Origin of the sequence: Pseudonocardia oceanicola, from assembly GCF_047200735.1 — a bacterium.
Taxonomy (GTDB): Bacteria; Actinomycetota; Actinomycetes; order Mycobacteriales; family Pseudonocardiaceae; genus Pseudonocardia.
This window is the reverse complement of record NZ_JBJZON010000051.1, coordinates 1-12,367: the sequence shown is the minus strand read 5'-3', so window position 1 is coordinate 12,367 and position 12,367 is coordinate 1. Positions and strand designations below refer to the sequence as shown.

General features: G+C 70.0%; 11 protein-coding genes and 1 pseudogene. All 12 read right to left on the bottom strand.

Features of this window, described 5'->3' with window-relative positions; all coding sequences use genetic code 11:
• Positions 1-91 precede the first annotated feature (91 nt).
• Positions 92-1,084, bottom strand: coding sequence for a ribose-phosphate diphosphokinase (locus ACL02T_RS34385; protein WP_412835004.1), 993 nt, complete (start codon positions 1,082-1,084; stop codon positions 92-94).
• A 37-nt stretch (positions 1,085-1,121) separates the two neighbouring features.
• Positions 1,122-2,054 carry a PfkB family carbohydrate kinase gene (locus ACL02T_RS34380; RefSeq protein WP_412835003.1) on the bottom strand — a complete coding sequence of 311 codons (933 nt, stop codon included), beginning with the start codon at positions 2,052-2,054 and terminating at the stop codon, positions 1,122-1,124.
• 72 nt (positions 2,055-2,126) lie between these two features.
• Positions 2,127-2,909, bottom strand: coding sequence for a glutamine amidotransferase (locus ACL02T_RS34375; RefSeq protein WP_412835002.1), 783 nt, complete (start codon positions 2,907-2,909; stop codon positions 2,127-2,129).
• Between the two features lie 96 nt (positions 2,910-3,005).
• On the bottom strand, positions 3,006-4,451 hold the full coding sequence (locus tag ACL02T_RS34370) for an aldehyde dehydrogenase family protein (protein ID WP_412835001.1): 1,446 nt from the start codon (positions 4,449-4,451) through the stop codon (positions 3,006-3,008).
• Positions 4,452-4,586: 135 nt separating this feature from the next.
• Entirely contained in the window at positions 4,587-6,074 is a 1,488-nt protein-coding gene (locus ACL02T_RS34365; RefSeq protein ID WP_412835000.1) for an aldehyde dehydrogenase, read from the bottom strand.
• 63 nt (positions 6,075-6,137) lie between these two features.
• Positions 6,138-6,479: a cupin domain-containing protein gene (locus tag ACL02T_RS34360; RefSeq protein WP_412834999.1), complete on the bottom strand. Its 342-nt coding sequence runs from the start codon at positions 6,477-6,479 to the stop codon at positions 6,138-6,140.
• A gap of 39 nt (positions 6,480-6,518) precedes the next feature.
• Positions 6,519-7,586, bottom strand: coding sequence for a phosphotriesterase family protein (locus tag ACL02T_RS34355; RefSeq protein WP_412834998.1), 1,068 nt, complete (start codon positions 7,584-7,586; stop codon positions 6,519-6,521).
• 80 nt (positions 7,587-7,666) lie between these two features.
• Positions 7,667-9,121, bottom strand: a complete 1,455-nt coding sequence (locus ACL02T_RS34350) for a nicotinate phosphoribosyltransferase (protein ID WP_412834997.1) — start codon at positions 9,119-9,121, stop codon at positions 7,667-7,669.
• Positions 9,122-9,451: 330 nt separating this feature from the next.
• Positions 9,452-9,643 (bottom strand): hypothetical protein, encoded by a 192-nt coding sequence (locus ACL02T_RS34345; protein ID WP_412834996.1) that lies wholly within the window; start codon positions 9,641-9,643, stop codon positions 9,452-9,454.
• Between the two features lie 433 nt (positions 9,644-10,076).
• The gene (locus ACL02T_RS34340) at positions 10,077-10,343 is read right to left on the bottom strand and encodes a transposase (RefSeq protein WP_412835006.1); all 267 of its coding nucleotides are present in this window, start codon (positions 10,341-10,343) and stop codon (positions 10,077-10,079) included.
• 344 nt (positions 10,344-10,687) lie between these two features.
• Positions 10,688-11,185, bottom strand: a pseudogene (locus ACL02T_RS34335) (IS110 family transposase); the annotation flags it as partial.
• A 238-nt stretch (positions 11,186-11,423) separates the two neighbouring features.
• Positions 11,424-12,182 (bottom strand): IS5 family transposase, encoded by a 759-nt coding sequence (locus ACL02T_RS34330; RefSeq protein ID WP_412835005.1) that lies wholly within the window; start codon positions 12,180-12,182, stop codon positions 11,424-11,426.
• Positions 12,183-12,367 lie beyond the last annotated feature (185 nt).

Here is a 12,367-nt window from a genome sequence, read left to right as displayed (position 1 = left end):
TCGACTCTCCTCTACGACAGTAGGAATATAAACGTTTCCATTACTGTAGCGACTCCACCCGGGAAGCACCACCGTGTCTCATCACGTGAACCTAGAACAGGTGGTTCTTCCCGCCGAAGACCTCGCTCACCGAGTCGTCGGTGAAGATCCGGCGAATGGAGTCGGCGAGCAGCGGGGCGCAGGACACGACGTCGATCGTCGAAGGCGCGCCCGGGCGGAGCGGGATGGTGTCGGTGACGACGATCCGCTCGAACGGCGAGGCCGCGAGGTTCTCGAAGGCCCGCCCGCTGAACACGGGATGGGTGGCCGCGGCGAACACCCGCCGCGCACCCGCCCGCGCGACTGCCTCGCCCGCCGCGCGCAGCGTGCCCGCGGTGTCGATGATGTCGTCCACGATGATCGCCGTCTTGCCCCGGACGTCTCCGATCACCTGGTTGATCTCGGCCACCTGCTGCGCGGGACGCTCCTTGTCCAGGATGGCCAGACCGGCACCCATCCGGGTCGCGAACTGCTTGTTCAGCTTCACCCGACCCGCGTCCGGCGCCACGACCACCAGATCGTCGTCCAACCCGGCGAAGTGGTCCGCCAACATCATCAGCGCTGTCATGTGGTCGACCGGGATCCCGAAGAACCCCTGCAGCTGACCAGCGTGCAGGTCCATGGTCAGCACCCGGTCCACACCGACCGCCTCGAGCGTGCGGGCGACCATCCGCGCCGAGATCGGCTCGCGTGGCGCGGACTTCTTGTCCTGCCGTGAGTAGCCGTACCAGGGCGTGACCGCGATCACCCGGTGGGCGCTGGCACCGACCGCCGCGTCCACCATGACCAGCAGCTCCAGCAGCGCGTCGTTGGCGTTGACCCCGGTCTCGGGGTTGCCGCACATCGGCTGGACGAGGAACACGTCCGCGCCGCGGATCGACTCGTCGAACCGGCAGTAGACCTCGTCGTTGGAGAAGGTCTTGAGCGTGATCGGGCCGAGATCGACACCGAGCTGCCCGGCGATCCGGTCGGCCAGCACAGGGTTCGCACGGCCCGAGAACAGCATCAGCCGCTTGTCGTAGCCCCGCTGTAGAGACGCCGTCATGAATCCGCCCTTCGTTGGGTTCGTGGGGGCCGGCACCTCAGCCCGGCCCCGTCGCTCCGTCGATCGCCGCAGCCCGTGGCATGCCGGCTCGTGCCCCGACCGTGCCGACGGACAGCGAGGCTGCTGCCACGCCGCGCGCCGCGGCCTCGGGGACCGCGGCTCCGGCTGCCAGCGCGGCTGCGAGCACCCCGTTGAACGTGTCGCCCGCGCCCGTGGTGTCCCGGACGTCCGTGGGTGGGGCGGGCAGGGGCGTCGTCCCCCGCTGGGGGTCGACGACCAGCACCCCGTCGCCGCCGAGCGTCACCACGACCGGGGCGCCGGTCCGGTCGGCGACCGCGGCCGCCATCTCCGCCGTCTCCGAGTCAGTCGCCCCCTTCCCGACCAGCGCATACAGATCCCGTAGCTCGGACCGGTTCGGGGTGACGACCGGGGTCAGCCCGAGCAGGTCCACCAGCCCGGGGGCGACCGGTGCCGGGTTGAGCACGCACGCCAGCCCGTGCTCCGCCGCGGTCTCGACGGCGGTGGCCACCGCGTCCGGCGGGATCTCGGTGCTGACCAGTACGCAGCCGGCCCAGTCCGCCGAGCGCGCCACCGCCGCGCGCACGGCCGCCGGATCCACGGCCGCGTTGGCCCCGGCCCCCACGGCGATCTGGTTCTCCCCTCGCCCGTCGACGACGATCAGGGCCACACCGGTGGCGACACCCTCGAGCACCGCTACGTCCGTGACGTCGATTCCCTCCGCGCGCAGCTCCGCCAGGGCACCGTCGCCGGTGTCGTCCGCGCCGACGGCCCCGCAGTAGCGGACCTCGGCGCCGGCCCGGGCCGCGGCGACCGCCGCGTTCGCCCCCTTCCCGCCGCCGTGCCGCTCCACGCCGGGACCGACCACGGTCTCCCCCGGCCCCGGCAGCCGCTCCGCGTGCACCACCAGGTCGACGTTCACCGCGCCGACCACCAGGACCCGGGGCGTCATCCGTCGGACCTCGGCGGGCACGCCGACTCCGGCACCTGCACGGCGGCGGGAAGCTCGCCGATGGCGCCGCTCTCACTCACCTCGCAGACCGCCTGCGGCCCAGGACAGTATCGACGTCCACAGTGCCGCGTAGTGCTCCCACTCCACGAACTCCGGCGGCGCCCAGTGCGGGGCGAGGTCCGAGGTGAACGCGACGGAGCGGCCCCGGCCGTACTCCCCCACCACCAGCAGCGGGTCGTCGCCGGTCCGCGCGACCACCGTGGAACCCTCCTTCGGGAAGGTCCGGTTGTAGCCGAGCAGCATCGGCCACTCGGCAGGCGTACCGCCCAGCACCGGGTGGGCCGGGTCGCACACGTCCACCTTCAGCCCGTCGGACATCTCCACGCGGTCGTCGGTGGGCATCAGGTCCACCGGCAACACGCCCGCCAGCGGGCTCATCCCGTAGCGCGCCTTGCCGTCGATGCCGGTGAACGAGAGGTACCCGCCGATCATCACCAGCCCGCCGCCGCGGCCCACGTAGTCCGCGACCAGGGAGAGCTTGTTGGGGGACTTCTCCGACCGCAGGAACGTCTCGTCCGGCAGCAGGAAGGAGTTGGATCCGATGTCGGAGATGACGATGACGTCGAAGGCGTCGAGCGCCTCCGCCGTCTTCGGGAACGACGAGGAGATCTCGTGTCCCCGCACATAGGTGAGCTCATGACCCGCCGCCCGCACACAGTCCAGGAAGACGCCAGCACCCTCCTCGTACTCCGTGGAGTGGAACTGGTCGAAACCCTTCATGTGGATCGTGTGCTTGATCCAGGACTCACCCGCGACCAGGACGCGGAGCGGGGCGGAACTCAGATTGTCGGGCACGTGCCCTCCTCTCGGCTCGGAGCTACTATAAACGATTCTTGCTGCGGGTGATGACGTCCGGCCGAGCGGGTCACGCGTCGGCCGGTGGCCGCCGCCTCACAAGCTCACTTCCGAGAGCACGAGCAGCCGCGGTTCGGTGTAGTCCTCCATCGCGGCCCGCAGTCCTTCGCGTCCGATGCCGGACTCCTTGACCCCTCCGTACGGCATCTGCTCGGCCCGGAAGGTCGGGATGTCGCCGACGATGACGCCTCCGACCTCCAGCTCCCGATGTGCGCGGAACGCCGTCTGGATGTCGTGGGTGAAGATCCCGGCCTGCAGGCCGAAGCGCGAGTCGTCCAGTGCCCGCAGGCCCTCGTCGACGCCGTCCACCGCCGCGACGGTCAGCACCGGGCCGAAGGCCTCGTCCTGGCAGACCTGCGCGTCGGCCGGGGCGTCGACGAGCACGGTGGGAGAGACCAGCGCGTCGGTGACCTTCCCGCCGGTCAGAACCCGGGCCCCGCCCGCGACGGCTGCGGTGACCCACTCCCCGATCCGCTGTGCAGCTGCTCGGTTGATCAACGGCCCGACTGTGGTCGCCGGCGACCAGGGGTCACCCACGACGAGCTGCTCGACCTCGTCCACCAGCACGGGCAGGAACCGTTCGTACACCGTCCTGTCGACGAGGACGCGCTGCACCGAGATGCAGGACTGGCCGCCCTGGGCGTTTGCGCCGGTCGCGATCCGCCGGGCCGCCTGCCGCAGGTCTGCATCCGAACTCCAGTCCGGACAGATCAGCACGCCGGCGTTGCCGCCGAGCTCCAGAGTGACGTGCTTGCGCGGCACCGCGTCTCGGATGGCCCAGCCGACCGGTCCGGACCCGGTGAACGACACCACGGGCATCCGCGGGTCGGCGACGAGACCGGCAGCGACCTCGTCGTCCACGGTGAGCACCGAGAACGCGCCCGCCGGTAGCCCGCAGTCGGCCAGGATCTCGCCCAGCAACAGGGCGCTGAGCGGCGTCTTCGGCGCGGGTTTGAGCACGATGGGGGCGCCCACCGCCAGGGCGGGCCCGATCTTGTGGGCGGCCAGGTTCACCGGGAAGTTGAAGGGTGTGATGCCCAGGACCGGCCCCCGGGGGAACCGGCGCTGCAGGGCCAGGCGTCCGTCTCCGGCGGGCTCGCCGTCCAGTCGCTGGAGCTCACCCGACCACCGCACCGCCTCCTCCGCCGCCCACCGGAAGGTCAGGGCGGCGCGCTGCACCTCGACTCGCGACCATCGGATCGGCTTGCCGCTCTCCCTGGTGATCGTGGCGGCGACCTCGTCCATGCGCTCGACCAGGCCCGTCGCCGCCTGTCGGAGAGCGTCCGCGCGGTGGTGGGCGGGAACCGCGAGCAGGCTGCCGGCCGCCTCGTGGGCCAGCTGCAGCGCCTGCTCCACGTGCTCGGGGTCGGCGAGGGCGACCTCGGCCACGAGCTCGTCCGTCCAGGGGTCCCGGACCGCCAACGTCCCGGAACCGGACACCGGCTGCCCGGCGATCCAGACCCCCGGCCGCCGGCCGGTCATGGTGCCGCCCACCCGGCGTCGCGGGTGCTGGGGAGGGCGGTGGTGTCCTGTGGTCGGCCGAAGCGGACGAAGACGTCGTTCACGGGGCTTCCGATCAAGCGTGGGAGGGGGCCGGACGAGGGCTCTGCGGGTGCGCTACGCGCTGCCACCCGGCTTCTCCTCGAGGATCATCGTCTTGTTCTCCAGGTAGGGCAGGAGCCCTGCGACGCCGCCTTCACGGCCGATGCCGGACTGTTTGAACCCGCCGAAGCCGATGCCGAAGTCTGCGCGGTTGTCGTTGTGCCCGACGGTGCCCGCCCGGAGCTGCCGGCCGACCGCTCGCGCCTTGTCCACGTCTCGGGTGAACACGGAGGCGTTGAGACCGTAGATGGAGTCGTTGGCGAGGCGGATGGCATCCTGCTCGTCCTTCGCGGGAATCACCGTCAGCACGGGACCGAAGATCTCCTCCTGCGCGATCCGCCACGAGTTGTCCACGTTCCCGAAGACGGTCGGTTGGACGAACCATCCGCGGTCGAGGCCGGCCGGTCGTTTGCCTCCGGCAGCGAGCGTCGCTCCCTCGCTGAGCCCGATGTCGACATAACCCTCGACTCGTTCCCGCTGCCGTTCCGTGGCCAGCGGGCCCATCTGCACGGCAGGATCGAAGGGGTCCCCCACCGTCACCTGCGAGAACGCTTCGGCGAGACCCTCCACCATCTCGTCATGCCGGTGGCGGGGCACGATGATCCGGGTCAGGGAGCCGCAGATCTGGCCGGTGAGGAAGCACTCCGCCCCGGCCAGGACGCGGGCGGCCTCGGCGACGTCCGCATCGTCCAGGACCACTGCCGCCGACTTGCCGCCGAGCTCCAGTGTGAAACGGCCGACCCGCTCGGTCATGATGCCGGCGATGGCCTTGCCCGCGGCGGTCGATCCGGTGAACGTGATCTTGTCCACCCGAGGGTCTCGGACGAGGGTCTCGGAGACCTCACGATCGGCGGTGACCACATTCAGCACGCCCGCGGGCAGCCCGACCTGCTCGGCGATCTCGGCCATGATCAGCGCTGCGCCCGGCGCCTCGGGGGAGGCCTTGAGGACCACGGTGCAGCCGGCCAGCAGGGCGGGCGCGAGCTTGTAGGCGATCAGCGTCATCGGCACGTTCCACGGGATGATCGCGCCCACGACGCCGACCGGCTCCCGCACGATCGTCCCGTATCCGCCGCCGCCGGACGGGGTGGCGGGCTCCTCGAAGGGGAACAACGCCGCGAGCTCGGCGTAGTAGGCGTACGCGCCCGTGACCTCCCCCATCGCCGCGCGCGCCGCGCCGGCGAGGATTCCCGACTCTCGGGGCCAGATCTGCGCGACGTCCTCGACGCGGTCCTCGACCGCGGAGCTGATCGCCCGGAGGTACTCGGCGCGCTGCCCGTGCGTCATGCGCGGCCAGGGGCCGTCGTCGAACGCCGCCCGTGCCGCACCGACCGCGGCGGCGATGTCGGCCTTCCGCGCCTCCGCGACGCTGAAGTACACCTGCTCGGTGACGGAGTCGACGACGTCGATCGTGTCCGAGGACGTCGGGGCGACCCAGCGGCCGCCGATGTAGAACTCGTCCAGCCGGTCGAGGGGTACGGCGCCGGCGGTCGTGATGTCCACTCGCTCTCTCATTCCTTCTCTGTCGGTGCCCGTCGTGGACGCCCGTCAGGTGCGGGGTACGGGTCAGGATCCGGACTCGACCGGGGGGACGTAGAAGGACACCTTGCGGATGGTCTCGATCGTCCGCCACGTGTTCGTGTCACCGGCGAACAGGCGGACAACGTCCCCCGGCCCGATCACGATCGTCTCCCCGGTGCGGTGGAAGGTGACCTCCGCCTTACCCTCGAGCACCACGAAGATCTCGTCGGCCGTGATGCCCTGGTACTCCCCGACCTCGGCTCCCCAGACGTCCACGGCCGTGCCCGCGGTGAGGCCGTCCAGGTAGCGGGCGCCGGTGCGGAACGTCGACGTCTTCGGCTTCCAGTCGAGCTCGGCCGAGAAGGCGTTTCCCAGAAGCTGGCTCACAGTTCTCCTCACAGGTGTACAGGCTCTCGTTTCGAGAGGTCAGTGGTCGGCGTGCGCGCCGCGGGCCGCCGTGAACAGGCGCCGGGGGTTGGCGGTGAGCAGGCTCGTTGTCACCTCGCCCGGGACGCCGTGGCGTTGCAGCCGGGGCAGGAAGAAACGGGGCACGTAGCCGTAGCCGTTGCCGCCGTTGCGGGTCCACATCGCCTTCGTGGCCATGTCGTGGCTCAGTAGCAGGCGCTCGGCGTAGCCCGCGGCGACGAGCGCGGCGACGGCGGCCGCCGTCTGGTGCGGCGCCGGGCACTGCCCCTCGCCCACGTAGAAGAAAGGCATGCCGATCATGTCGAACTCCAGCCAGACGCCGCGCTCGGCGACGGCCCGCTGGTAGTCCGGGTCCTCGCCGGAGGGGTCCATGTGGCACAGCACGACGGCCTCGGGCCGGACCCCCTCCTCGTCGAGGACGATGTCGAGGACCTCGTGGGCGCGCCGCTGCCAGCCCGGCAGGTGGACGAACAGCGGGACGCCGAGCTCGCGCTGCGCGCGGGCGGACGCCCGAAGGTGCGTGCGCTCGGCGTCGGTGAACTGCGGGGAGACCCCGATCTCGCCGATGATGCCGGGCCGGATCCCGGTGTCCCCGACACCGTCGGCGAACTCGGCGAGGATCTCCGCCACCAGATCGTCGACAGTGGTCTGTGCCCGGCGGGCGGAGTGGAAGATGTGCACGTACCAGCCGGAGCCCATGATCACGTTGAGCCCGGTCCGCTCCGCGATGTCCCGCAGCGCCAGGGGGTCCCGGCCGACGTCGCCGTTGGTGCAGTCGACGACGGTCCGCCCGCCCGCCTCGACGAAGTTCGCCAGCTCCGCGACCGTGGCGTCCGGGTCGTCCTGGGTGGCGTTGTCCCGACAGCAGCGGGGGTCCTCGCGGAGCACCCACTGCATCGACGGGCTCACCTCGGCGTGGAACAGCGCGCGCTCGGCCGGGTCCTCGGGCTCGGCACGGGGCCTGCCGGACCAGTCGCTGAGCAGGTGCTCGTGGGTGAGCGTCATCCCGAGGGCGTCCACCGGAACCGGGCCGCGCACAGTACTGACCAGCACGGTCGGGTCATCCATCGGGTCAACCTCTTTCGTTCGCGTGGGGCTCCGGCGCCCCCGCCGGGAAGGGTGCGGGCAGGGGCGCCGGGTGGACGACGTCAGGCCGAGACGGCCATCTCCGAGGAGACGGTGCGCATCTGCCCGACGTGCTCGATGTAGTACGACTCGGGGACCTCGCGCTCGGCGTGGGCGATCAGCTCGGTGAAGTCCCACTTCTTGAGCAGCTTGCCGTCACGGAACACCGGCTGCAGCACGTTCTCCGACTCGGGGATCGAACCCTTCGGCACGGTCGTGTACACGCCGTTCTCGTGCTTGAGCGCGAGCCGGCCCTTCTTCGACACCTTGAACGAGGCGCCCGTCGGCGACTTGGCGATGCCCCGCCACTCGCCGTCGACGCACACCGCGGACGCCTTCTGGCCGAAGTTCATCGTGTCGCGGTTCCAATGCTGCAGCAACCCGCCGCCCATGCCGAACACGGCGTTCTCGGCGGAGAACCCGCGGCGCTCGAGCTCCATGTAGACCTGCGGCAACGAGTGGAAGTTCACCCCGTCGCCCTGCACCACCCGGACGAACGGGGGCAGCACCTTGAAGCCCTTGGAGTTCACGGTGTAGCCGAAGCTGTCCATCAGCCAGCCCGTGGTGTCGGCGGTGACCTGGACGATGTCGCCCGAGTCAGGACGGATCCCGACGAGGCCCGGGAAGTTCTGGATCTGCTCCTTGAGCTCACCGCCGATGATCTTCTTGACGCAGTGCTCGTGATCGTAGGTGTCGGTGAGCAGCAGCGCGCAGCCCTCCGGGGCGAAGACGTCCAGCATATTGCGCAGGGCGTCGACCTCGTGCTCGCGGCCCCAGGCACAGAACCCGGCGTGCTCGGAGTTCGGGCCGGAGTTCGAGACCTTTCCCGCGTTGTAGAACCGCTTCGCAGCCAGGATGCCCGGCACCGTGTCCGACTGGTCGAAGTTCACGAGGTGCGCCACACCGCCCAACGCGGCGGACTGCTGCGAGCTGACGCCACGGGCGCCGTAGTCGTGCAGCATGTTCCGCAGCCCGGCCGACGAGTCGGCGGTGCGGTCCAGCGCCTCCTTGATGACCATCTTGGACAGCCAGCTGACCGTGCCGATGGTGCTCGGGTACCAGACCGCGCGCAGCAGCGCCGTCTCGAAGAAGCTCGTGGCCCAGAAGTACTTCGGGTCGGTGTTGATCACCTGGACGAGAACGTTCCGTGCCGGGAGCACGGTGCCCTCCGGGACCGCCTCGATCTCGACGGGCAGGTAGCCGCCGTGGTCGTTGAGGATGCCCAGCCAGTTCTCGCGGTTGAAGTGCATGCCCTGCTCGCGGACCACGAACTCGGCCTCGTCGATGTCCTCGAGCGTGATCGGCTTCATCAGCTTCTCGCGCAGGTAGACCTGAAGACCGACGAACATCGTCACCGGGAACAGCCCGCCGCGGGACTCGATGTAGCTGGACACGTACTCCGTGCCCTTCGGGTACAGCGGGTAGTGGCAGTGCTTGTAGTTGTCCGTGTCGATGATCAGGTTGTCGAGATACCCCATCGATCCGCCTTCGCGAGAGTCGTTTCTACTGGTGGATTTCGTGCGCGCCGTGGGCCGGCTTCGCACGGGCCGGCGGTGAGCGTCGCTCAGATCGGACGCCCCGTTCACACCCCGCAGAGCCTGGCTCACCGAGCCCGACGAAGCTAGGGGCCGCAGCCGAAATAACACGATCATAACGTTTCTACCCCGGCCATCCTGACTGGCCTCGGGCGATTCCGGACGCCGCAACACCGGACGGGCCTTTCGGACGACCCGGCGACCGCCCGTCACACAGGGCTGCCTGACCTGCCAGCGACCAGCACGGGCTGGTGGCCCCGACCGCCGAGCCAGTCACACGACGACCGAGACGTTGAGATGGAAGAGATTCTTCAGTGGGCACAGTTCGCCCCGTCCAGGAGCTCGGAGGGTGAAGGAGACCGCGCGATCGACGTCCGCGGTGTCGCCGGGCGCGACCGTCCCGATCGGCTTCGCGGTCGACGGGTCGAGCACGTCCGGGGGACCGAGCTCAACTGCCCGATCCACCCGCCAGGAGCGGAGAAACGATCCGACTCCACCTCTACCTCTCTTCCATCGCCGAAAGCTGCACTCAGCCGACCACGGAGCGGGTGCACAGCTCGATCGGTCAGGCGCCTATAGAAACGATTCTGGTATCGTAGGTCACCCCGCCCTGACAGGTCAAGCACGGCACGGGCGAAACCCTTCGTCCGCGAGTTGCGCCCGCGCGGGGACGGAGAGAGGAAGCTCGATGACACCGACCCGGACGAGGCGGTCGCCTCGATCAAGCCGTGCCTCGACGCGGCCTCGATCACCTGGTGTGCCACAGTCCTCGTCGGTCCCAGCCGAGCTGGGACGTGCTCAAAAATGTCTTTTGGCGAGGGCCCGGAGCCAGATGTTGATCGTGGCGATGTGCATGGTGGCCTCGTAGCGCAGGGCGAGCTTGATGCCCCTATGGTCGTCAAGCTGCTCGAGGAAGCGCGGGGGACGGTGACGGCGGTCTGGCGTCTGTGATCACGCGGTAGAGATCTCGGCAGATGTAGCGCTTGAGGCATCGGATGGCTTCGCGGCGGGTCTTGCCCTCGTTGATCCTTCGCTGGACGTAGTTGCGGGTGCGTTGGTCCCGCCGCAGGCGGGCGATCGTGATCGTGTAGAGCGCCGAGTTGGCCTGTCGGTCACCGCCGCGGTTGAGCCGACGTCGGTGAGTGCGACCTGAGGAGGCCTCGATTGGGCTGACCCCGCAGAGCCGGCGAAGGAGGCCTCGCTGGCCAGCCGCTGTGAGTTGTCACCGGCGGCGAGCAGCAGCGCTGCGGCGGTGTCGGGCCCGACGCCGTAGCGCTGCAGCAGCTGCGGGTTGTGGGCGGCGATGGTGGTCTTGATCTGTGCCTTGAGCTCGTTGATCTCAGTGGTCAGCTCGAGGATGCGGCGGGCGAGCAGCCGCAGCGTGAACACGGCGGCGCCGGCCGGGCCGTCAGGCGTGGCAGGGGTGGCGAGATCGGCGCAGCGGCGGAACAGGCGCAGGTTGCTCAGCCCGCTCATCGCCTCGCGCAGCGAGGGGTCTGCTTGGACCAGGACCGCCTTGAGCTGGTTGATGGCCTGAGTGCGAGATTTCACCGCGGATGCCTTGGCCAGCTTGAACATCCGCAGCATCTCGACGTGGCCGTCACCGGATTTCGCGATCGCGGTGGCGCGTCCGGAGAGCACTGCTCGTGCGGCCGCCTCGGCGTCAAGGGTGTCGGTCTTGCCGCGTCGGCGTCGCTCGCCGCGGTCTGCGCGGTTGACCTCGATGACCGAGACGCGTTCGGCGGTGAGGTGACGAGCCAGCGCGGCCCCGTAGGAGCCGCTGCATTCGACCCCGGCGCGCTCGACCGTGCCGAACTCGCGGGCCCACTCCAGAAGACGACGGTAACCCGCCGCCGTGGTGGGGAACGACTCGGTGGCCAGCAGCACTCCGACTGCCGTGAGGACCGCTGCGACGTGCAGGTCCTTGTGGGTATCGACGCCCAACACCACTTCGTTGTGCTCGGAGGCAGTTGGATCGATGGGCAGTTCGGGGGCTGTGTGAGGCATGCTGGGCACTGCGTTCGTCTCCTGACGGCTGAGGGAGCGGATGGCCGTCGTCGGGTCGGGACCCGCGGTCAGGACTGTGATGGCGCCCTGTTGCAGCAAGGCCCCTATGGAGACACGCGGGCTCGATCCGACGACAGCAAGCACCGCCCCGAACCGTGGCCGACAGACCAAACACAAGGCACCCATGGCCCGTCGTAGCGCGAGTCAGACCGCGGTCCGAGGCGGTACTGGTTCATCCTCACAGTCGTAGCGGGTGGCGATCGCCCGGTGTTGTTTGAGCAGGTTGATGCCGCACTCCACGGCGTGGCGCTGCCGGTAGATCTCGGGTCGAAGGCCGGTGGACGGCCCCCGGCGGAGCCGCGGGCCTGCCGGTGGGCCTGCTGGTCGGCCTTGACCGGGATCGTGGCGGCGATCTTGCGGCGGCGCAGGTGGGCGCGATTGGCCCGCGAGGAGTAGGCCTTGTCGGCCAGGACCCGGTCCGGGCGGGTGCGCGGCCGCCCACACCCGCGGCGGGGCACGCGGATCGCCTCGAGCACCGGGATGAACTGGGTGAGTCCCCGCGCTGGCCGGCGGTCAGCAGCGTGGCCAGTGGGCGGCGGCCCTGCTCGCAGGCGAGGTGGATCTTCGTGGTCCAGCCGCCGCGGGAACGGCCCAGGGCGTGATCGGGTGGCTCGTCGCCGGGGGGTTCGACCTGCTCGCCGGGGTGGCGGCGCGCCCCGGCGGCGTGCTGGTGGGCCCGGTTGATCGTGGAGTCGACCGAGACGTCCCAGCGGATCAGGCCGCCGGTGTCGGCCCAGGCCAGCAGGGTCGACCACACCAGCGCCCACACCTTCTCCCGCTGCCAGCGGCGGAACAGCGCATAGATCGACTGCCAGTGCCCGTAGCGTTCGGGCACGTCGCGCCACGGCGCCCCGACCCGGGTGCGCCAGCAGATCCCGTCAATCAGCTGCCGGCGGCTCCACTTGTGCGGCCGCCCCCGCCCGGTCGGGGCGGGCAGCAGTGGTTCCAGGGATCCGCCACTGCCGGTCGGTCAGGTCCTTGCGTGCTCCGATCGATAGGCTGGTCAACGAGGTCTCAGGGCAGATGATCTTCTTGGTCGTTGATCACTTACCGGAGACCTCACCCATCTCCCGGCAACGACACGCCGGGGCGGACATACCTCCGACGCCTTCTTGAACAGCT